The organism is Nocardia testacea NBRC 100365 (assembly GCF_000308775.1).
GTDB lineage: Bacteria > Actinomycetota > Actinomycetes > Mycobacteriales > Mycobacteriaceae > Nocardia > Nocardia testacea.
On the sequence record NZ_BAGJ01000254.1, the window covers coordinates 1 to 22,216 of the forward strand.

The 22,216-nt window shown below is 67.5% G+C and carries 18 protein-coding genes; all 18 read right to left on the reverse strand.

Annotation, left to right across the window (positions count from 1 at the left end; all coding sequences use genetic code 11):
• On the reverse strand, positions 1-1,113 hold a 1,113-nt coding region (locus ON38_RS26750), incomplete at its 3' end, for an NAD-glutamate dehydrogenase domain-containing protein (protein ID WP_373281253.1).
• Between the two features lie 222 nt (positions 1,114-1,335).
• Positions 1,336-2,196: a zinc ribbon domain-containing protein gene (locus tag ON38_RS26755; protein WP_039827798.1), complete on the reverse strand. Its 861-nt coding sequence runs from the start codon at positions 2,194-2,196 to the stop codon at positions 1,336-1,338.
• A gap of 28 nt (positions 2,197-2,224) precedes the next feature.
• Entirely contained in the window at positions 2,225-3,373 is a 1,149-nt protein-coding gene (locus ON38_RS26760) for a discoidin domain-containing protein (protein ID WP_039827799.1), read from the reverse strand.
• A 108-nt stretch (positions 3,374-3,481) separates the two neighbouring features.
• Complete coding sequence (locus ON38_RS26765) at positions 3,482-3,829, reverse strand: helix-turn-helix domain-containing protein (protein ID WP_039827800.1); 348 nt, start codon at positions 3,827-3,829, stop codon at positions 3,482-3,484.
• Positions 3,830-3,852: 23 nt separating this feature from the next.
• Entirely contained in the window at positions 3,853-5,583 is a 1,731-nt protein-coding gene (gene eccE, locus ON38_RS26770) for a type VII secretion protein EccE (RefSeq protein ID WP_245564227.1), read from the reverse strand.
• Positions 5,580-6,944 (reverse strand): type VII secretion-associated serine protease mycosin, encoded by a 1,365-nt coding sequence (gene mycP / locus ON38_RS26775; protein WP_051165216.1) that lies wholly within the window; start codon positions 6,942-6,944, stop codon positions 5,580-5,582. Before mycP ends, eccE begins: the two co-directional genes overlap by 4 nt.
• The gene (eccD, locus tag ON38_RS26780; protein ID WP_039827801.1) at positions 6,944-8,482 is read right to left on the reverse strand and encodes a type VII secretion integral membrane protein EccD; all 1,539 of its coding nucleotides are present in this window, start codon (positions 8,480-8,482) and stop codon (positions 6,944-6,946) included. The genes mycP and eccD overlap by 1 nt, the downstream gene beginning before the upstream one ends.
• Complete coding sequence (locus tag ON38_RS26785; protein ID WP_051165217.1) at positions 8,479-9,534, reverse strand: CpaE/TadZ family protein; 1,056 nt, start codon at positions 9,532-9,534, stop codon at positions 8,479-8,481. The genes eccD and ON38_RS26785 overlap by 4 nt, the downstream gene beginning before the upstream one ends.
• A 76-nt stretch (positions 9,535-9,610) precedes the next feature.
• On the reverse strand, positions 9,611-10,192 hold the full coding sequence (locus ON38_RS26790) for a hypothetical protein (protein ID WP_039827802.1): 582 nt from the start codon (positions 10,190-10,192) through the stop codon (positions 9,611-9,613).
• A 30-nt stretch (positions 10,193-10,222) separates the two neighbouring features.
• Positions 10,223-11,092 carry an ESX secretion-associated protein EspG gene (locus tag ON38_RS26795; RefSeq protein ID WP_245564229.1) on the reverse strand — a complete coding sequence of 290 codons (870 nt, stop codon included), beginning with the start codon at positions 11,090-11,092 and terminating at the stop codon, positions 10,223-10,225.
• A gap of 25 nt (positions 11,093-11,117) precedes the next feature.
• Positions 11,118-11,411, reverse strand: coding sequence for a WXG100 family type VII secretion target (locus ON38_RS26800; RefSeq protein ID WP_157181927.1), 294 nt, complete (start codon positions 11,409-11,411; stop codon positions 11,118-11,120).
• A gap of 75 nt (positions 11,412-11,486) precedes the next feature.
• The gene (locus ON38_RS26805) at positions 11,487-11,903 is read right to left on the reverse strand and encodes a WXG100 family type VII secretion target (RefSeq protein ID WP_039827805.1); all 417 of its coding nucleotides are present in this window, start codon (positions 11,901-11,903) and stop codon (positions 11,487-11,489) included.
• Between the two features lie 38 nt (positions 11,904-11,941).
• Complete coding sequence (locus tag ON38_RS26810) at positions 11,942-13,342, reverse strand: PPE domain-containing protein (RefSeq protein WP_039827806.1); 1,401 nt, start codon at positions 13,340-13,342, stop codon at positions 11,942-11,944.
• 28 nt (positions 13,343-13,370) lie between these two features.
• Positions 13,371-13,706 carry a hypothetical protein gene (locus tag ON38_RS26815; RefSeq protein WP_039827807.1) on the reverse strand — a complete coding sequence of 112 codons (336 nt, stop codon included), beginning with the start codon at positions 13,704-13,706 and terminating at the stop codon, positions 13,371-13,373.
• Positions 13,707-13,827: 121 nt separating this feature from the next.
• Entirely contained in the window at positions 13,828-17,841 is a 4,014-nt protein-coding gene (gene eccCa, locus ON38_RS26820; protein ID WP_051165218.1) for a type VII secretion protein EccCa, read from the reverse strand.
• Positions 17,838-19,394 (reverse strand): type VII secretion protein EccB, encoded by a 1,557-nt coding sequence (gene eccB, locus ON38_RS26825; RefSeq protein WP_039827809.1) that lies wholly within the window; start codon positions 19,392-19,394, stop codon positions 17,838-17,840. The genes eccCa and eccB overlap by 4 nt, the downstream gene beginning before the upstream one ends.
• A 102-nt stretch (positions 19,395-19,496) precedes the next feature.
• Positions 19,497-21,254, reverse strand: a complete 1,758-nt coding sequence (gene eccA / locus ON38_RS26830) for a type VII secretion AAA-ATPase EccA (protein WP_039827810.1) — start codon at positions 21,252-21,254, stop codon at positions 19,497-19,499.
• A gap of 641 nt (positions 21,255-21,895) precedes the next feature.
• On the reverse strand, positions 21,896-22,216 hold a 321-nt coding region (locus ON38_RS37170), incomplete at its 5' end, for a hypothetical protein (RefSeq protein WP_039827811.1).

The following is a 22,216-nucleotide window of genomic DNA, read 5'->3' on the forward strand; positions in this document are numbered from 1 at the left end:
GGTTCCGGTGCCGTGCTCGACATTGTCGGTCAGGTCGAGCAGGCCGGAGATGAAGGTCCGGTAGCAGGACACGCCCTCGGCGAACAGCGCCTGCCGGTCGGCGGCGGCGTCGCCGGTGGCGGCCGGCGGGCGTTTCACCACGAAACCACCCTTCGCACCCACCGGCACGATCACCGCGTTCTTCACCGCCTGCGCCTTCACCAGACCCAGAATCTCGGTCCGGAAATCCTCCAGCCGATCCGACCACCGCAAACCACCACGCGCCACCGCACCGAACCGCAGATGCACACCCTCCACCCGCGGCGAATACACGAAGATCTCGTACTTCGGCCGCGGCTGCGGCAGCAGGGTGATCGCCTGCGGATCGAACTTGAGTGAAAGGTGCGCGGGCGGTTCACCCTCGTCGTCGCGACGGAAATAATTGGTGCGCAGGGTCGCGGTGACCACATTGAGCACCGCACGCAGCACCCGGTCGGTATCCAGGCTGACCACCGCATCGATCTCGGCTTCCAGCCATTCCGCGATACCCGTGGCCGAGTCGGCGTCGCCGTCGGGATCGAAATACGCTTCGAACAGGCGCACGAAACCGCGGGACATGTCCGGGTTGGCCAACAGCACCCGGGTGATACCGGCGGCACCGTAGGAGAATCCGGCCTGCTTCAGATATTTCGCGTACGCCCGCAGCACCACGACCTGACGCCAGTGCAGCCCAGCCCGCAGAATCAATTCGTTGAGCGTATCGACCTCGGCGACACCGAACCACATGGCTTCGAATGCCGCGGTGAATCGCTGGGCGATCCCCTGGGTGGCCGGGTTTTCGGACTGACCGAGATCGGCCTCCAGTTCGGGGTCCAGCTGCGTCCTTAGCACCGCCGAGACCACACGTAAGCGGAAATCGTAGATCCAGTCCGAACGATCGTTGTCGGATTCCAGCTGATAGGGCCGCTCGTCCACGACCTCGACACCGAGGCTGTGCAACACCGGCAGCACCCGGCTCAGCGAAACGCCCTCACCCGCGGCGTAGAGCGTGAATCGCCACTCCCCCGGCGGCGCTTCGGCCGTGCGGTACAGCGCGGTCCGGAAACGCGCCGACCCCAGTTCGTCCGGATCAATCCGGAATCGCATCGGCGAAACTGTGTCCTGCATTGTCGTCACCGTGATCCGCGCCTTTCCGCTTCGGTTTCGAACTAACTTCACCTGGCACTCTACGCGTTTAATGTGCCGTTGTATAGCGGTACGTTACGCGTGTGTAAACCGTCACCGGATCGGGCGCGCCGGGAAGAAAGCACACCGATGAGATGTTTGCCACGGTACGGCCCATGGATGGCCCACAGGCTACGGATGCAGCAGCCCCGACCGGATCAGAAAGGTACGCGCGCCGGCGCTGTCGGTGAACGCGCCGGTATCCACCCGCAGGCCCGACTGCGTATCCGCGTACCAGATCGCCGCCGAGGAACTGATCGCCGCGAATACCTCACCGTCGGTGACCACCGTGCCGGCGGCCGACCGCCACTGCGCGATCGCCTGAGCGAGCGCAGCGGGTGCGGCGGTCTGCACCTGGAACGCCAACTGCCGGCCCCCGGTGATCTCCCCCATCAGCAACGGGCTCCCGGCGTCGAGTACACAGCTCTGCACACCGTCGGTCTGGTCGTGCGGCCGGCACGATGCGGACCGCAAGGGGGCGGGTAGCGCGGAGACCGCGTCGGTCGCCGCCACGGGGCCACCCGGGCCGAAACCGGCCGGCCCGGTGAGCGGCGGACCCGTCAGAGTGCAGGATTTCACCATCAGGAAAGCGAGCACCAGCAGCACCGCCACCGCTACCCCGCCGGCCGCGCGCCATTGCCATTTCGGATGGTGCTTGTGGACAACGGTTTCCGCTTCATCGACCAGATGGGAACGGACGAATCCGAGCACACCGTGATGGTGTCGGTCGTGCCCGTGACCGTGGTGCTCGGAATCGCGGTGCTCCGGTGCGGGCATCCCGGATGCGCTGTGGTGCCCGTACTTTTCCGGCGCCCCCAGCGCTCCGGCCCGGCCGCTCAACTCGGCGAGGTGACCGGGGGCCGCACCGTGATGAGCCGTCGGCGCCACGGGACCGTCGTGCCCGATCGGTCCGGGCAGCGGCGCACCGCAATTCGCGCATGCCGAGACCCCGGTGACCGCGGAATGCCCACAGTACTGGCACCGCACCGTCATCGCACCGCTCCGTCTTCCACGATCGGCCTCACTGCCCGGTGATCACGATCGAGGAGATGGCCACGGTGTTGGCCGAGCTGTCGCCACTGGATTTCAGTACGGTGAGCGTGATCTCCGACGCTTCGATCGGCGGCTCGAGCTGTGTCACCACCAGCGACCGCTGGTCCAGCGTCTCCTGGGTATATGTGGTCTTGTCCTCGTCGTTCAACTGGTAGGAGACACGACTGACCGTGCGGAATTTCGTCCATTGATCGGTGCCGTCGGTGCCCACGTGATCCCAGCCGGGCACGATGGCGATCGAATCGATCTCGTACTTCTTGCCCAGATCGATCCGCAGCACCTGCCCGTCGATCTTGTACGCACGGGGGCACGACCAGGCCTTGTCCGGTTCGCCGGAGAAAGCGTCCATACCGTCGGTGCCACCGGACGGGCATTTCGACTCCGCCGACTCCGGTTCGATACTGCCGCCGGTGGCCTCCGTGGTTGTCTGGGGCAGCGGCTGGGTGGGTGCCGGAGTGACGGCCAGCGGCTTGGTGTCCGCCTCTTCCTTGCCCCCCGTCACCACCAGCAGCAGCACGATCACCAGCGCGACCACCGCCGCGACCGCCAGCGCTACCCGTGGTTTGCGCAGCTGGTCGGCGACCTCACGGGCCATTTCCTGCGGGGACTGGCGTTCGGGACGGGCGGTTTCCGGCGCCGTCGCCTGCTCGGCCTCGGCCTCGGGCGGAGCCGTCGAGTTCAGCCGGTCCGCCACTCGCTCGGCATTGTCCGACGCGAACGACGATCCCCGCGTATCGGGCATCTGCCCACTGAGCAGGGCGTTGATCCGCTCACTCGCCGAAGGTCCGGCCGTGGAGCGACGCGGCCGCGATGCCGCGGATCCGGAATCGGGTTCGGCCGCGGGCGAGCGGACACTTACCGGCGGCGGAGTCTCGTCGATATCGGCCGACGTCTCACGTACCCGGGGCGCCGGGGGCACCGGAGGCGGGGAGGCGAGTAGTGACTCGTCGAAGGCGATTTCGGAAGCCGCCGGGCCGGGGGTCGGCTCCGCTTCGGGTGCGGGGGACTCCTCGTCGGGCACGTTCCCCGTGAGCCCGAAAGCCGGATCCGCCAGAAGCGCATCCAGAATCGCACCTCGATTGCGGAGAAATACGTCTCCGGAATCCGCATCGGGCATAGCCGGAATGGTATCGGCTGGGGACCCGCCGGCGATGCGATCATTCCCACCACTGGGAGCCCGACCGGACTCCCCGGACCTGCCGCGCGGCCTCCGCCGCGCTCCGGCTCAGCGGGTCTTCTCTGCCGTCACGAAGTACTCGGGCGGTACATCGAACACCCGGGCCAGCGCGATGATCAGATCGAGTCGCGGGATGGCGTCACCGTGGATCAACCGGTACAGACCGGACTGCGAAACCGGTACGTCCGGGTACGCGAGTTCCAGGTGCTGGGCAAGCGAATACAAGGTCAGCCCACGGGTCGAGCCGTCTTCGGTGGACACGACAGATTCGGCGATCAGTTCCGACAGCCGGCTGGAGAAGATTGCCGCGGCGGCCTGCCGTGGTGTCTGCTCTTGCGCGCCGTCCGCGTTGTCGAATCTGCCGTTGTCGAATTCGGGATCCGCTACCACGGTCATCGAGATTACCTGCTCTGTCCTACTCACCGGGCCGGATATCCCTGAGGTCGGGTCACGGGGACGGTCCGTTCGGAATTACCGGACGGCGGTGCCACCGTCGGCGGTCGATCACTGTGGTCGAAATAGCGGGTTTCGCCGCGTGGTTCGACCAGGTTCACCCGGACGGTGCGCATCGGGATCCGTACATCCAGCTGAGCTTCCCCGACCTGTTCGATCGACAGGTCCACCGAACCGCGACGCGGGCTGCCCGGATCGCTGATCGAAACGGTGGTCGGCGCCGCGGAGGCCTGCGGCGGCAGTTGGTCGAAGACCGTGATGGTGGCGCCGACACCCGGCTGCTCCTCCTCACCCGCCTCGACCAGCCGCAGCGATCTGGCGTCACCGACCGCGCTCACCAGGTGCTGCCAGCGCTGCGGCCGGCTGGTGTGGACCTCGATATCGGCACCGACCACGGTCGCGCGCAGCACCAGCTGCTGCGCGACGGGCAGCATCGCCTGCACGTCGACCGTCCGGCGACGCGGGTTGTAGGGGGCGGGATCGTAGAGTGGCATGGCGAGCTGATGGCGCGTCTGGCCGCTGATCGCGCCCAGAATCTGACCGTTGGGCCCGATCGGGACGGCGAGCCCGGCGCTCAGTTCCTCGGGCGCCTCGTCGACGGTGTGCTCGTCCCGGGTCAGCTCGCGCAACGAGACTCCGGTCGGCAGCGTCGAACGCAGCGCCACCGACTGCCGGCCGGGCAATCGGCGCAGGTAGTCCGGCAGCGCTTCGGTCATGGCCGGGCCGATATAGCGGACGACGGCCCGGGGCCGGTCCGTCCCGGAAAGGCTGACCACCAGCGTGGTGCGTCCGCTGTTCCAGGTCCAGCAATCGTCCAGACCGGAATCGTCGAGCTGGGTCCAGTCGATTCCGAAACTCGTGACGAATCGCCCGGGTACCGAGGTCTTCATCCGGTCCCACTGTTCGGTCAGGTCTCCGAGTTCGACACCGGCGTGCAGCAGGCGGGTCGCATCCAGCAGGGCCGCCGCCGGAAGCGGATGGGCCGCGACCCCCCGCTCCCGCAACCGGCCGGCGATCCGGTGCGCCGCGGTGGCCAGGGTTCGCGGCGCCACCACCGCGCAGGGTCCACGTTTGGCCAGCGCCCGCAGATTACGTTCCTGATCCAGCCGGAGAACCAGCCAGGTCAGCCGGTTCCCGACCACCGGATGGGACCCGATCAGCTGGTCGTAGAGCATGCTGTAGCTGCCGGCGGCCCGCACCCGTTGACCGGTGGTCACGATATCGATATCGATCCCGATGCCGTAATGGTCGAGCATCGGTAGCAGGCTCTCCACCGAGACGGTGTCCTCGGTGTAGATGGTCTGTTCGGCGATCACCGTCGGCAGGTCCAGGTTCGGCGCCAGCTGGATCATGGCGACCAGCACGTCGCCGTCCTCCGCGATTCCGCACACGCCGGCGGCGACATCGATATCGCGCACCGGAAGCGGCGCGGTGAGCAGCACTGCCCGGCCCGATCTGCCGGTCCGGAAGTCGAGCCAATCCAGGAACCACCGCACGGGTGTCCGGCCCCGGATCCGTACGACAACCGTCAGCAGCAATCCGGCGACGATCGAGGCGGCGCCCCACAGCGGTAGGGACGAGGACAATCCGGCCATCACCACACTGCCTCCGATCGCCATCACTGCGAAGGGGCCGCGTTCCACCCCGGCGACCCGGCGGTCCGGGGTACGTACGGCCCGTTCCGCGGTAATCGTCACTGCCGCTGCCTCCGCCACGAGTTCACACCGTAGGTTGTCGCCGCGCCGATCAGCACCGCCGCGATGATCACGATCGCCGCGGTGATACCGGGTTTGGCGTCCGCGGGCCTGGTCGGTGGCGGCAATTCCAGAGGACCGGCCTGGAACAGGCCCGCCGGAGGTTCCGGCGGCGTCCGGTAGCTCAGTGCCGCCACCGGATCGATCATCCCGGCGCCCACCGTGTTGTCGATACCGCGGGCCGGGGCGTGCGCGCTCGCGGTGAGCCGGGCGGTGATCTGCGCGGGGGATTCGTTCGGATACCGCGAGCGCACCAGCGCCGCGACACCGGCGGTATACGCCGCGGCGAAGGAGGAACCGCCGACCGGGCCGAGTTTGTCGGGCGGGCCGACGCCGTTGATCAGACCGGTCGAGCCCGGCCCCAGCGATTCGATCCCGGTCCCGGGCGCGGCGACGGACACCCAGGGGCCCATCAGCGACTTGTCGGTGACCCCGCCGTACGCGGTCGTGTACCCCACAGTGAGCACGGACTCGCTGAAAACCCCTGGCAGCGAGGCCGTCTTGACGTACTTCCAGTTTCTCGGATCACCGGGCCGCCCGGGATCGAAGCCCGGATTCTGGGAACAGCCCATGGCCTCGGCATTGCCGGCACCGGCCACGATGAGCGATCCGCGGGTGTGCACGGCATAGCCGACCGCCTCGGCCAAGACACCCAGATCGACACCCGAATCCACCGCCAGGCATATGGGCAGCGGGACCGCGATGATGCCCGCGCCCAGATTCGCGGCGTGGGTGATCGCGCGCGACAGCGTGCGCACTTCAAGCGCCAGTCGCTCCCGTTGATCGGCCATACCGCGATCGATACGGAACGCCGCGGACCGATAGCGGATGGATATGATTCGCGCGTCGGGCGCCACGCCGGTGAACCCGTCCGCGGGATCGGCCGTACCCCCGATGATTCCGGCGATCAAGGTGCCGTGCGCGTCGCAATCCTGCAGCCCGTCGCCGCCGGCCGCGACGTAGTCTCCGCCGGCCACCACGTTGGGCAGCCGCGGATGCGGTGCTACGCCGGTATCCACAACGGCGACCGTGACGCCCAGCCCCCGGCTCAGGGTCCGGGCGTCGGCCAGATTCAAGGCCAGTTCCGACGGCGGGGTCCGGGAGATATCGGTGTCCTTCAGGACACCGGTCGCCAGGCAACCGCTGTCCTGCTTCGTCGGCACTTCCGGGGCCGGCGGACCGTCCGGCGGTGCGACGCCGACCACCACTTCCGGTGGTACCAGGGCAGCCGCCGGCGCGGCGGTGGCGCCCAGCACAACAGCGGCCAGGGCCGCCGCGGCGGCCCTGTTCAGGCGAAGGGCCATCAGATCCCTCGCATGGCGGTGTACACGCCCATGATCCAGAAGGCGATCACCGGTACCACGAGGATCAGCCCGTATTCGATGAGGTCGGTGATCCGGCGGGTGACCGGTGTCAACCGTTTGCCGGGCAGGCGCAGTGCCGCGGCCAGCGCGCCACACGCGATCAACGCCACCACCAGCACGACGGTGAGCCGCGCCAACGATGTTTCGTACGCGCTCACGAGTACGGCCGCCACACCGAGCACGGTGACCGCGGAGCCGAGCACCAATGCGATCGCCTGGACACGGTCGGGGTACCACCGCGACCGCATGGCCAGAATCCCCGCCACCGCGGCGGCCATCACGATCTCCCGGATTCCGCCCGGGCTGACCGCCGCGCAGATCACCGTGGCCACCGACAGCAACCCGGAAACGGCCACGATGAGCCCCCGCAGGCTGGTGACCGCCAGCCGTGCCCGACTCTCGATTCCCGCTTCCGCGGCGCGCCGCGACTGTTCCGCGGCCGCGGCGTCCGCGGCGTCCTGCTCCACATCGCGGTGGGTCTCCGCGTCGAAGATATCGGTCAGGGTGGCCGGGTTCACCTCGTTACCCGGGTCGGGCAGGTCCGGGGGCCGGATCTTGGCGATGACCACCGCGATCCGTGGCGCCGTGGTGAGCAGTATCAGCCCGACGAAGACCGCGGCGCCCGCCACCTGACGGGTCACCAGGTCGAAGTAGGCCAGCGGCAGCACCACAACGGTCACCACGATGCCGAGTACGGCAATGCTCATCAGGGTGGCGATACCACTGCCGGTCAACCGCATCATCGCCATGGCGGCCACCGCGGTGACCACCGCGCCGGCCACGATATTGGCCGGCGCGAACGGCCCGGGCTCACCGTAGGCGGGCGGAACCAGCATGGCGCTACCCGCGAAGAGCAGCGGGATCGCGGCCAGACCCGCGCCGAGTGAGATCCGGCGGGCGGCGCCGCTCCCGCGAATGGCGACCGCCGCCGCCCAGCACAGCGCGCCGAGCAGCAGCGCGGGCAAGCCGCACCACAGCAGTGAACCGGACTGGGTCCATGCCCAGGACAGCATCGCCGCGAGCCCGACCGCTCCCGCACCGAAGACGCCCAACCCCACGATCGCGGCGGTCTCGGCATCGAACTCGGCGAACTCGCGTTCGTTGATGAGCGCCAGCGCGTCGGTGATGTCCTCGACCACCGGGGTGAAGACCTCCGACGACTCGACCGGTGCCAGCATGAGCACCGTTCCGTCGACGATGTCGTGGTCACCGAGGCTGCGCCAGCGCGGAATCGGCGGTTCGCCCGGCCGCGCGAGACTCCACTGGCCGTGCGGCGGAGTGAAGTCGACCTCCTCGTCACCGATCGCATTGGCGAGTACCGCGACGAGGTCGTCGATGAAGGTCTCGACGGTGAACTTGGTCGGCACCACCACATCCACCTGATAGGTGGCGACCATGACGGCGATGCGCGCCCGCGCCACCTCCGCAGGTGCGGCATCGCCGGACGGAGCCGCCGGCGCCGTCTGCACAGACGTCACCGCATACCTCCGCGGTCGCCGCCGGAGGGCTCGGCGACATAACCGGGGAAGTCGTCGGCCAGGCCGGCCGCCAGGTTCTCGAAGGCCAGCGCCGTCTCCTTGTCCAACATGCGCAGATCGATCTCGCCGCCTTCGGCGAGATGGGGATCGAACGGGATCTGAACGGTGGGCCGTTGCGCCGAGGCGAACAGCTTCTCGATGGCCTCGATGTCCACGGTGGGCTTCACGGGATGTTGCCGCACGATGGCCACCATGGAGGCCGCGATCAGATGATCGAACCCGTGCGAACTCAACCAGTTCAGGGTCGCGACGGCTCCGGTCACCCCGCCCACGGTCGCGGGTGTCACGACCACCACCGCGTCGCTGGTACGCAGCACGGTGTTGGTCGACGAATCGAGCACACCGGTTCCACAGTCGACCACGAGCAGATTGTAATGGCGACGCAGGATTTCCACACCGGCCTGATACTCGGTACCGGTCAACGCCTCCCCCGCGTCCGTACTCCAGGGCGACGCCACCACCGCGAGGTCGGCCGCATTGACCGCCGTGTAGGAATGCACGGCCGAGAACGAGTCCAGGCGACCCCCGGCCTGCGCGAGGTCGCGCAGGGTGAGACCGAACTGGTGACGGGTGGTCCGGCTGGACAGATCACCGAAATCGGGGTTCGCGTCGATGGCGATCACCCGGTCCGGCCGCAGCTTGGCGAAGGTGGATCCGAGCCCGGCAGCGGTCGTGGTCCGGCCGACGCCGCCCTTCACACTCACCACCGCGATCTGGTACGGCGCGGTGAGTTGACGGCGGATCCGGGTGCGCCGGTTCTCGGCCTCCTGTTCGGCCGGTGAGAGGCCGAGGTTGAAACCGACCTTGTTCAGCGCGCCACGGACACCCTTGTTCGAACGCAGATGCGCCTGGCGTACCGCCGCGATCTCGGCGAGTAGTTCCGCGGAGGCCAGGGCGGGCGGCAGCACCTCGATACGGCCGGTGGCGTCATAGGCCGGGCGATGTATCCGATCCGGTACCCGGGACGCGTCGGCGGCCTGCTGCGCGGCCACGGGCGAGGTGCCCGAGGCCGGAGAGTAGCCGGTGTAGGACTGCTGCGGTCCGGCGTATCCGGCAGCCGAGTAACCGCTACTCGGCCCGGATGGGGTGGGCGCGGTGTAGGACTGCGACGCGGCCGGCGATTCCGCGGCCGACGGCGAAGCCCAGGTGCCCGATGCCGCCGCACCCTGTTCCGGCGACGCGACCGGGGCGCCGGCCGCGGGCGGCGTCGCGGCGCCCTGCTGCTGCCGTCGACGCGATGGCCTGCTGTTCCTCGGCCACCGCCTGCTGATGCGCCGTTGCCGCGCGCTGCCGCAGGTCGGCGAGTTCGCCGTCGTCCACGGCCGGCGCCTCGGGCGCGGCGGGCGGGAGTCCCGTGGGCTGCGGCGGCGATACCGCGGCCTGCGGGGCACCGGCCGGTGGCTGTTCGGTCGACGGCCCGGGCACCGGCGGGTGCGGTACGGCCGAACTCATGTGATCGGTCCCCGATTCCGGTGCTGTGGTCGGCTCGGCCCCGGGGGCCGCCGATGAGATTCCAGGAGGGCCGGCAGGGCCGGCGGCCGCGGCCGCCCCACCACCGGGATGTTCGTCGAGCTGTGCGAAGTAGGCGTCGTAGCCGCCTTTGGCGAGCGCGGAGGTCGCGTCGCCGTTCGTTGTCGGTGCCCGGTTCATCTCACCGTCCTCTCATCCAGCACTGGAACGTCAACCAGTACGTGCGGTATCGAACCAGCTACGGCCGGGCAGCAGCTCGGCCAGGGTGTTGATACCACCGCGCAGGGCAGTGTGGTCGCCCGGCCGGAAGGTCGACCGGATCCGGCCGTCCAACGTGACGCTCGGTGTGATCACGAACCGCCCTGAAAACGTGTCCAGTACGTTCATACAGATTGTGAAGTCGGGTGTTTCAGGTCCGCCGTCGCGATGTTCCATCATGAGGACTTCGGTCTGGCGGACGATCTCGCCCAGAGCTCGGGTGAGCACGTTCGCGGTCCGCGGGGAGGCGCCCAGTTCACGCAGGCCCGCTCGTACCCCGTCCGCGTCCTCGGGCGGCGGCTCGGAATCCGCCGGGTCACTTTCGGCGCGGGTGAACGGTTCGAAATCGAGGGCCGGGTAGTCACCGAGGATCGATTCCAGTACCGCGGTGAGCGTGTCCAGCTGCCGGCCCTGGTGGAAAACCGACTGGATGATGATCTCGTCGTCACAGCGCACGGCGAGGACGTGCTGCTCCCCGCTGCGGACCAGCGAGGCACGCAGCATGGTCGGGGTTTCTCCGCCGCGGCCGTTGTCCAGCACGCGGATCGCCAGTTCGGTATCCGGGCGATTCAGGCACCGCAGCCAACCGGCGACCACCGGATCCACCTCGCCATCGATGATGATTCCGTCCGCGGTGAGCTGCTCCGCGACCACCGCCCGGACTCGGTCGCGGTCGGAGATTCGGTAGATGTTCGGCATGATCGCCAGAACCAATGGATAAGTGTCGATGCCGACCATGTCCTTCAGGACAAGGGCGGCATCGACGTTCAGATCCACCGATACCGGATCGCCGGATTCCACCTCCGCCGATGTTGTGCCCACCGGCGTATGTTCGGTCAAACCTGCCTCAGAGGAGGTTCTGGAACATACCGGCGACCGCGGTGTCCGCGTCGCCGATCAACGTCGCGGCCTGGTTCGTCGACTTGTCGAGATCGGTGATGCTGCCCGAGAACTTGTCGAGCCGCACCCCCAGCTGGTCGGCCACTTCCTTGTAGATCGTGGCACCCGAACCCCGGAAGCTGTCCATCAGCTCGTCCCGCATCCGGGACAGCTCGGTCAAGCTGTCCTGCAGCGCCGACACCACAGTCTTCGACTGGGTCAGAGCTGTTTCGATCTCGCCCCTGTCGGTATAGATTGGCATGCTCATTGTGATAAAACCTTTCGAATATTATTGAGGGAGAACCCGGGGTATGGACGGGTCGAGGCGAGCGTACTGTTACGCCCAGTCCACCTTCGCTTTCGAGGGACCCGCGGTGCTTTCGAGATTCTCTGCTCCGTTGTTCCAGGTGCCGGAAGCACCCGAGTTGTAGGTTCCGTCGGCCGCCTCCCCCATCGAGGCCTGAACCGCCTGCAGGGCAGCCCTGTCATCCTGGTCGAATTTCGAACTCGCCTGGACGATCTGCGCCATAACACTTTCCATGTATTGCGCGACCCCGGTACCGGTCGAGTGAACGTTGCCGAATGCGTTGTAGACCGCCTGGCCGGCATTACCCTTGAATGCGGCCTCGAGGATGCCCTGAATATTGGTGAGCCGCCCGAGGTTCGTCTCCAGGCCCTGCAGCGGACCGTCCATCTTCTTGGCAATAGCGACCAGGTCGTCCGGATTCGCCTGTGTTATCGACTGACCAGCCATGGTGTTCTCCCTTTCGATGTTTGGTGAACCCGGTCAACTCACCGGGCGTTGTACCCATTCTCCGGCTCGTTCTCTTCGTCGAGCCGGTCCAGTACTCCCACGAGTGAGGAGTCCACGAGCAGTTCGGTATCGGGTTCGTCGTCCTCGTATTCGATGACGCCGATCACCGGTGGCCGCTCGAGCTCCGGGACCTCGAACTGCTCGCCCGGGGTGAAGACCTTCCCCGTTCGCTTCTCCTCCTCCCGGCGGCGACGCCGCATCCGCGCGGTGGGCGCCGACACCCGCCGCGCCGCACCGCGAGCCGGGGCGGCCGAGGACGCGGCGGGATTGGATGCGCCGAAAGCAGTGCCCGCGGCGGGGTTCCAATTACCCGGCAACCGGAACCCGGTTGCCGCACCGGCCATTGAACCGATACCTCCGCGAGCCAGTCCGAAGCCGGCCAGCGCACCACCGCCACCGAGCGCGGCCAGCGTTGAGGACTCCGAGGAAACACCCGGCAGCGGACTCGAATACGCCGACTCCGTGCCGTAGCCGGTGGACCCGGAATCGAAGCCGGATTCGGACCCGATCGCCTGCTGCGGATCGGTGAGCGACTGCTGCTCCGGACCCGACGGTCCCGGATCCGTCCCGTCGCCACCGGTGCCCGAATCGGAACCACCCGTATTAGGATCACCCGTCGAGTCCGACCCATTGCCGGTGTGCTGGCCGGTCTCGGTGGTCGTCGTCGGTTTGTTCCCGGGGTAGTACGAGCTGTCGGGCCCCTTGGTGATCAAGTCCTGCAGCGGAGCCACCGGGTCGTGCGCCACCGGCGAGGGCGAACCAGCGCTCGGTACGACGATCGGCGGAGGCGGCGTGAACGAGCCCGCCACCCCGACCAGATCGACGAGCAGGCCCAGGGCTCCGATTTCGTAGCCCATCATCGTCGTGGCAGCCTGAATCTTGAGGCGGTTGTAGTTGAGCTCCGCCATGGCGTGCCACGCGCTCGCGCCCGCGAAAACCAAAAGGGCTGCGGCGGACGCGGGACCGGCCCCCGCGGAGGCGACCGTACCGGATGAAGCCATCAGGGCAGCCGAGGCGGCCAACTGCGCGATGGCGGCTTCGATCTCGAACCGCGACGGCATCGCCCCGAGGGCGCTGTTGTGCAGATTCGCCCCCTGATCGGCCAACTTGGCGATCTTCGACGCATTTCCCGCCTGCTGACGTACCCACTCGTTGTGCTTACCGAATGCCGCCTGCGCACGCTGGGAACTCACTCCGCGCGGCCACGCGACGCCCATATCCCTGATCAGGCCATCCGTATTGGCCGCCGTGGATTCGAGCGCGCTGTCGATCGCCGAGTAGGCGCGTGAAGCATTGGTCAGTGGTCCCGCACCGGCCCCGGAATCGATCAGATCTCGATTCTGCAGCGGCTCCAGGGCGAAATATTCGAAGAACGGCATAGCATCCCCGCTCCGGACCGGTTACCGATCAGCCGCCGAACACCCGGCCCGCAATACTATTTCCAACCGCCGACACTCCCGCGCCGCCGGCGACGTCGGTGGACTCGAAGGTCACCGAGACGGGGCCGAGACTGGACCCGAAGAGGCCGCTTTCGGCATTGCAGGCCGCGAGGTAGGCGTTCATCACGACGTCGACGACGCCGAGACCTGCCGTCATGTAGAAACCCGGCGCACAGGCAACCGAGGGTTCCGGCACCGTGTACGGCGCCACCGATTGCAGGAAGGAGGCCAGACTGGCGCCCTGGGCGTTCACCGCGGCGCCGATGGCCGGAAGCTCTCCAGGGTTGACTTCGAAGGGGATCATCGATAACTCCGATCGATAAACGTCCGTGCCCGTTGCCGGTCATCGCAACAGAGCGGTACATGAAGTACGCTAGGCCATTCCCATTTATGGGGAGTCCCAGTGAACGGCCACCGGACCAGGGTCATTCCGGCATCCAGGCCGCCTGTACGAGATCCTTCGTCGAGGTCAGCGGCTCCACCAGAATCCCCCGGCCCACAGGCTGTTTGGTGGGTTTCACATCGCCGATGAGCATACCGTCCATCTTCGTCCCGTCCATGATCAAACCCGAGGAGTTCAGGTTCTTCACCTGGCCGAGGACGGTGTCGTACATGGCCGAGTCGGCCTGCGCGATATTGCGGGCGGCGATCAGGTGGAAGCCGGTGTCGCGGCCGTCGACGATGAGGTCGCGCAGCGGGTCGAGCGGGTTCATCTGCCCACGCTGGGCGACCATATGGTAGTCGTCCACCACCACGAAGATCTCCGGCCCACTCCACCAGGACCGCTCTTTGAGCTGCTGGGAGGTGACCCCGTCCGGGGCCCGGCGAGCACGGAGCTTCTCCGCGACGAACGGCAGATTGTCCACCACATCGCGGGCGCTGGTCAGATAACCGATCGACTGTTCTTCGGGTACCGCGTCCATATGCTGGCGACGGTAGTCGATCAGCAGCACCCGGGCCTCATCCTTCGTGAACCGGGTGCGGATGGATTCCAGTAGCGCCCCCAGTACGGTCGATTTTCCGCAACCGGTCGAACCGAGGATCACGAAATGAGTGGAGACGCCGAAGTCGATGACGGCCGGTCCCAGATCGGATTCGCGGACACCGAACGGAACCGCCAGGCGTTCGGCCAGATTCGTGGGCTGCGGGACCCGAGCCAGGATCTGTGACATCGTCACCTGGGCCGGCAGCAACCGGACCTCCGGCGCCTGCCTGCCCGCATAGGTCTCGCTCACCTGGGTTATCGCCGCACTCAGCCCCGCTGCCGCTGTCTCCGCGTCACCGTTGCCGTCGGTGCGCGGCAGCGCGGTGAGCATATGGAGGGCGTCGGTCGAGACACAGCGGCCGGGACGGTTCGGCGGCACCGCTGCCACCACGGCACGGTGGGCCCCGAACACGGTATCGGTGAGGTCGCCGAGACGCATCTCCAGGCGCGTCTGGATCAGGTCCTTGAGCTGGGGCCGGATCGCTGCCCAGCGGGAACTGCTGATCACCAGGTGCACCCCGTAATTGAGCCCCTGCAGCGCGACGGTCTCCATGGTGGGCATGTACTCGTCGTAGTACGGGCCGTTGAGGGCGAATCCGATGTCCCAGCCGTCCACGACGACGAAAACATCGCCGTGCTCGTCGCCGTAGGACGACAACTCGGCCGAGCCCTCGGGGGTGTTGCGACGCCGCCGGAATTCACGCATGGAGTCGATACCGAGGTGGTCGAACAGCGCCTGCCGGGATGCGATCAGATTGCGGATCAGCGCGAAGGTCCGCCGGATCCGGTCCACATCGCGCGCCGAGGCCACCGAGCCCACATGCGGCAGCCCGCGCATCGCGGACAGGCCGCCGGAGAAGTCGAAGCAGTAGAACTGCGCTTGTTCCGGCGTATGGGTCAGTGCGGCCGAGAGGATGAGAGTCTGCAGCGCGGTGGATTTACCGGATTGCGGACCGCCCACGACCGCGACGTGGCCGCCCGCGCCGGACAGATCCACCGACCAGACGTCCTGGCGCTGCTGGCGCGGTTTGTCGATGATCGCCCACGGCAATACGAGCGTGCCGGGCTCGGCCCCGGCGGTCAGCCTGTCCAGCGTGGGCGGGACACCCAGCGGCGGCAGCCACATCTTGTGGGCCGGGCGGCCGTGCCGCGCGAACTGCTGCAGCACGGTCTCCATCACGCTCACCGGTTCGCTGTCGGTGTCCTCCGGCTCGGGCGCGCGAACAGCCGCCGCCGCCACCGGCGCCGGGCGGGCTTCGGCGATGAAAGCGGCCGTGAACCGTTGCGGCGGCTTGTACCCGCCGCCGGGCCGGCGGGCGCGCTGCGCACTGGAACTGGAAGCCTGTGCGGGCGGGGTATACGGCCCACCGACATAAGCCGCTTGGAATCGCTGCAGATCGCCCGCGCCCACCCGTAGATACCCGGAACCCGGTTTCTTCGGCAGGTGGTACGCGTCCGCGGTGCCGATGGCGTCACGCGAGTCGCTGGTCTGGTTGGTGCGCAGCGCGATCCGGTAGGACAGATGCGCTTCCAGCTCACCCATACGGTTGGCCGGCACCTTCTGCGAGGACAGCAGCAGGTGGATCCGCAGCGAGCGGCCCAGACGGCCGATCGCGACGAACAACTTCGAAAAGCTCGGATGCTGCTCGAGCAGTTCGGCGAACTCGTCGAGAATGATCATCAGGGTGGGCAGCGGCTCCAGGCGGGCGCCCTGCTCCCGCGCCTTCTCGTAGTCGGCGACGCTGGCGAAGTTCCCCGCGTCGCGCAGGATGCGCTGACGGCGGGCCATCTCGCCGTTGATCACGTCTTCCATACGGGTGACGAGATCGGCCTCCTCCTCCATGTTGGTGACGACCGCGGTCACATGGGAGAGCCGATCGAAGCCGAGGAAGGTCGCGCCGCCCTTGAAGTCGACGAGCAGCAGGTTGAGCACATCCGGGGAATGCTCGGCGATCGCGGAGAGCACCAGGGTGCGCAGGAACTCCGATTTACCGGAACCGGTGGCCCCGATACACATTCCGTGCGGGCCCATACCCTCCTCGGCGGACTCCTTGATGTCCAGGTGCACGACCTGGCCGGTGGGGTCGTGGCCGAATGGGATGTTGAGCCGGTTGCGGTCGGCGTCACGGCGCACCGGCCACTGCCGGTCCACCCGGATATTGCCCGGGTCGGAGATGCCGACCAGGTCTTCCCACGAGGTGCTACCACTGGCCTGCTCGGCGGCCACCGCCTCCACCACGGTGGACAGCCGATAGGGGGACAGTGTCCGCGCCACCGCGGTGACCTGCGGGATGGACATATTGTCGGCAGTACCCACCAGCCGGCTACCACGCGGGGTCAGTTCCTGGAGAGTGCGGTCCGCGGACACGTTGAATTTCAGCGACCGCGGTAGCGACTGCTCGGCCTCGCCGAGCCGCAACCAGGTGCAACCGTCGATTCCGGAGATATCACGATCGGTATTCGCGCCACCGGATTCCACGATCAGCACGTAATGCGACTTGTCCAGCGCCGGCTCGTTGTTCGCCGAGAACGGGCCGCGGTTGAGTCCCGCGAGGACCTTCGTCCGCAGCTCGGCCACCGTCCGGTACACCATCCGGCTCGATCCGACAGCGTCGGTTTCCGCGGGATGCTGACTGTGTGGCAGCCATTTCAACCAGGCCCACTGCGGGTCGTCCGGGTCGTTGAGCACCGCCGCCACCGCGACCTGGTCCGGCCCGTGCAGGACGACGATCTCGGCCACCATGGCCCGGATCAGACCCGCCACCGCGTCGGCGTCACCGTCGAGGCCGACCAGCGGCGCCGACAGCAGGTTGATCGCCACCGGCATCCCGCCCACCGTGGAATAGGCCTTCGCGAACCGGGTCAGCTCCACCACGCCGACGGGGTCGAGGTCCGAGGTGGGCGCCGCCTCCGGAACGATGACCCGGACCTGATTCGCGATCCGTCCCCGCCCCATCCGCACGCGCAGGAACTGCGGATTGGCTACCTGCACCTCCCACATCCGCTTACCGCCGACGAGACGACCCAGCCCGGCCGGGCCGGGGTGGGTGTAGGAGAGATAGTTGTAGAGTTCGGTCTCGGCCTCGTGCACCGTTTTCCGGTTGTCGGTGATCGAACGCAGATAGTCCTTGCGTTCCTCGTTCAACCCCGCCGCGGTGCTGTTGGTTCCGCCGCCACCACCGAGCTGGCCGCCGAGCATGCCGAACATCGACACGATCATCATCATGGGGAACATCAGCATCATCGGCGACATGGCACGGCCGCCGGAGAACATCATCGCCATCATGCCGACCATGGCGCACACCATGATCACGGGCATGATCATCTTGATCTTGGACATCGGTACCGGCCGGGGCAGCTCGGTCGGTGGCTGCAGCCGGAGTTCGGTGACAGCGGGAGCCTTGGGCCCGCGCACCATGCGGGCCGGGCGGACGAAACGGCGCGTCGCGGTCATTTGTTCCCCGTCATCTGCGCACCCGTCATATTGGGTGGTATCCCGTCGTGTTGGATCATGGCGTCGCCGACCGAGAGCGCCGGGCCCACGGCGAACAGCGAGACGATGCTCCACGGCGCCGGGACCGGGTCACGCAGCGCCAGTGCGGTGAGCGACGGATCCTTCCCACCGCCGGACTTCAGATCCGCGTCGATGCCGTAGCGGACACCGCTGTCGGATATCCAGTACAGCGATTCACGTAGCGGTGAGCCGGGTTCGGCGCCGGTGACCTGCACGAATGTTCCCGTGGTGCGTGGCAGATAGGCATAGTCCGCGGTCGTGCCGGCCGAGTAGGGAGCAGTGACCAGGCCGACGGTGCGGCCCTGCTCCTGCTTCGTGAGTGGAAGCTGCCGGCCGAAGAGCAACCGGGTATGCGCATCCGGATCGGTACCCGTGCGCTTCCAGTGATAGCAAGTGATCAGATCACGAATCGGATCGAGAATTTCGACCGACTCGGCCGGGTAGGTCGCGGTGCCCGGCCAATCGCCGGGACGTAGGTTCGCCGCCGCCACATCCGGCCCGATTGTCGTTGTAGCGACCGCACCGTGTGAGTTCGCGTTGCGCACAATGGACGCAAGCACGCCGGTCACTCGCACCAGCCCGGAATTGGACACCAGGTAATACGTGGCCGGCTGATTCGGCGTCGCGACTGTGACGATGGACCCGACCACCGCGTCGAGTGCCGGTTTCAGCGTCGTGGGCGTGCCGGCGCCGGGAACATCCGGAACCCGGATCGGCGCGACCTCGGGTATCGCCCCCAGCAGTCCGGGCGACGCGGCGGCCACCTGTGCGCCACTGTCGATTCCTAGGGCCAGCATCACCGGCGAATCGGCGAGATTGATCTCGGCGCGTACCACGCCCTGTTCCGGATCGGAGTAGACGAGCCAGGTCGCGTCCTCACCGCGGAGCAGCCGGGCCTGGCGGCCGCTCAGTTCGTGAACGGCGTCGCCGTCGACGGTGAGCGGCCCGGCGATGGCGGTGGTGAGCACCGCCGAGCGCGACAGGGTCGGCAGGCCGGTGTCCTGGTCGACCGGCGCGGCGGCACCGGTCCGGGCGGTATCACAGACCGTCCATTCGGAATCCTTTTCCGCCTCGTCGTTGATCTGTCCCGGCGCGCCGGGTATGCCGACCCAGGGGCCGCGCGGATATTTCGCGAGTTCGGACTGCGACACTTCCACCGGTTTGGCCGGCTGTCCCACGATCAGCCGGGCCGAGGTCAGATTGAGGGCCGGGTGCAGGCGGTCACCCAACTTGACATACAGCGCACCGCTGTCCTTCTCCGCGAGGATCGGCGAGTCCCCCACCGGTTTGGCCGGTTTGAAGAACGCCAGCACCGCGGCTCCGGCAATGCCCACACAGGCCAGCGCGACCCCGACCGCCAGCGCGGTGGACCGGCCGCGGGAGGGGTCATCGATCATGGAGGCATCGCGACGGACCAGGGCATGCTCGATCCGGTGTAGCAGAAACCGCCAACCCGAAACCTGGTGCTTGGTCACCACCCGGAAGCGTGCCACCGGTATACGTTCCTTCCGCCGACCTCGGCCACAACCTAGCGCGCACGCCCGGACCGACCACTCCCCAGAATTGGGAACAGTCGGCCGGGTGGGAGGCGGGCGCTACTTTTCGACCGGCGCCAACCCCTGCAACGCGGTGCTGATATCGAAGGCGTCGATGGTCATCAGTTCTTCGTCGGTGAGCGCGGCGATATCCACATTGTCGCGAGTGAACCGGAAATCCCGTTCCGCCTCGGCGGCCTCCACGACATTGCGCACGAAGCGACCGTTACCGGCGAGGTCGATGAGCCGGCGGCCGTTCCTGCTCTGCTCCGACATCATCGTGCACCGGTCGCGCAGCACCTCCCGGGCCTGGTCCGACAGGATCGAGTCCTTCTTGCCGGCGATATGGTCGGCGATCTGGACCAGCTCGTCCGGGTCGTAACTCGGAAACCGGACGCGTTTGGTGAAACGCGACGACAGACCCTCGTTCGACTGCAGGAACCTGTCGATCTCGGCCTCGTAGCCGGCGATGATGACGACCAGCTTGCTCCGATCGTTCTCCATCCGGGCCAGCAGCGTATCCACCGCTTCCTTACCGAAGGCGTCGCCGCCGGACAGACCCTCCTGGATCAGGGTGTAGGCCTCGTCGATGAACAGCACGCCACCGAGCGCGGAGTCGATCAGCGCATTGGTCTTCGGTGCGGTGTGGCCGAGATGGGTACCGACCATATCGTTGCGTGACGCCTCGATGACCTCGGCGTTCTCGACCACGCCGAGACCGGCGAAGATCTTGGCGATAACTCGCGCGATCGTGGTCTTACCGGTGCCGGGCGGCCCGGAGAAGATGAGGTGGTTGGATCGGGAGTCGACCGCGAGACCGCGTTTGGCCCGGACCTGGTCCATCAGCACACCGGATTTCAGCCGGTCCACCTGTTCCTTGACCGAATCCATACCGATCTGCGATTGCAGCAGCTTGGATGCCTCTTCGAGAAGTTCGTCCCGTTCGGCCTTGGCCGCGTTCGCGGCCACTTCGGCGGGATCGTCACCGGATTTGGGATCCCAGATATCGGTCCGGGAGGCGATCACCGCCGGCGTGGTGACCTCGAGCCGGAAGTTCTTGTCCCGCACCGCCTGCTGCCAGTCCGGGCGGTTGGGCCACAGGCCCGACCCCTGCAGACCCTTGAGGATCTTGTCGGCGGCATCGTGGTCGCCGTTGTGCCGCAGGATCATACCGAGCAGGTAGTGGGCATCGGCCCAGATGTAGGACAGGCTCCCGGACTGACTGTCCTCGACGATCCGCTGCGCCCGCGGCAACGCCTCCCCGAACCTGCCGAGATGGGCCAGCGCGCTGGCGGCCATCAGTTCGGCGGCGATATCGAGCAGGCCGTCCTCGAGGACCGTTTTCGCGGCACGCGCGGTGAGCACGTCGGGCCAGCGCCCGGTCCGGTAGAACAGGGCGATCCGGGCGAAATCGGCGACATCGTCTCCACGCACCTCGTCCAGGATCGCGGACGCTTCTTGCCATTCACCCCCGTCGGCATACGCGCAGGCCTGCGCGATGGCGATCTGATCGCGATCGGCCATAGCCACTCGCAGGCCGAAAACACCGATCTCGACCTGACACCACAGTGCCCGGTCCGACAAGCCGGCCCGCTGCTGATCGCGGTACAGATTGTGCGAGGAGCGGTACGCGCCGTAGATGACCTCGGACGTGACCTCCCCCGCCATGGCTCGTCCCAGCCATGCGTCGCACATATCCGGATCGATATCCGTGGCCGCCGTGAACGCCGCGCGTGCGTGCTCTTCGTTGCGCACCCCACCGGCGACCAATCCCAAACTCTGCACGCCCGTGTAGAACGCGTCTTCGGCCGCTGACAACTCGGACTTCCCTTCCGCCGACCCTCGCCTGCTGGCAGGGTAAGCCACCCGGGGGTGACGGTAGACATCGGGTATTTCCCGGCGCTGGGAAGTGAGGCGGCAACGCGAGGGCGCCGGGCGAGCATCCGGCACCCCGGCCGCGGGAGCGAGCCGGCCCAGACGAAAATACGGACTAATGCCACAAATCTCCGCACCGTAGGCTTCCACCAGCTAACGAGCCGTAATCCAGCGATAAAGTACCATCGATTTCGTACCACACCCGTGTACAAAGTCATCGGAGAAGAGCCCGTCGGCCGCCTCCCCGGCAACGTTGATCGACTGCGAATTGAATTGCCGGAGCGTTCTTTCGGGTGGCACACCACGCCTACAGCGGGCAACCCACCCGCGATCCGAAGTCGGACAAAATTCCCTCCCCTGAAAATAGTGCCGTTGTTGAACGGCACGATAAATGGGGCTATAGTTGGCCGCAGGTCACCAGTTCCCTCATCCCTGATGACCTCATCCGCGGCGGCCGGTGGAAACAGCGAGCCATCGGCCGCCGCACCCAAACTCTTCGATCGAAACCCGACCGCACTCCGCGGACAGCCGACGGCACGCGGGAAGCCCACGGCCGGAGCGGATGCGGAGGCGGCCCGATCCGCTCATCCGCGCGGTGGCGGGCCCTCGTCCGCACGAACCGGCGCGGACACCAGCGGCGCCGCGGCCTCCGGCCGGGGAGCCCGATCCGCCGATTCCGCCGCGGCGCCGCCCTTCCCCTGGGCGCCGCTCTTCGCCTCGGTGCCGCTCTTCTGATCCCCGTCGGCCGATACCACGGGCGGAGGCGCGTCACCCTCCGTCGCCACAGCGGGAACCACCGGCTCGGTGCGCTCGGACGGTTTACCCCACGGTGTCCGCGCCGGCGCGGACGACGCCGCGGCCGGTCGCGCCGACCACGGGTTCTGCCGGGCGGCCCGGCGCCGCCG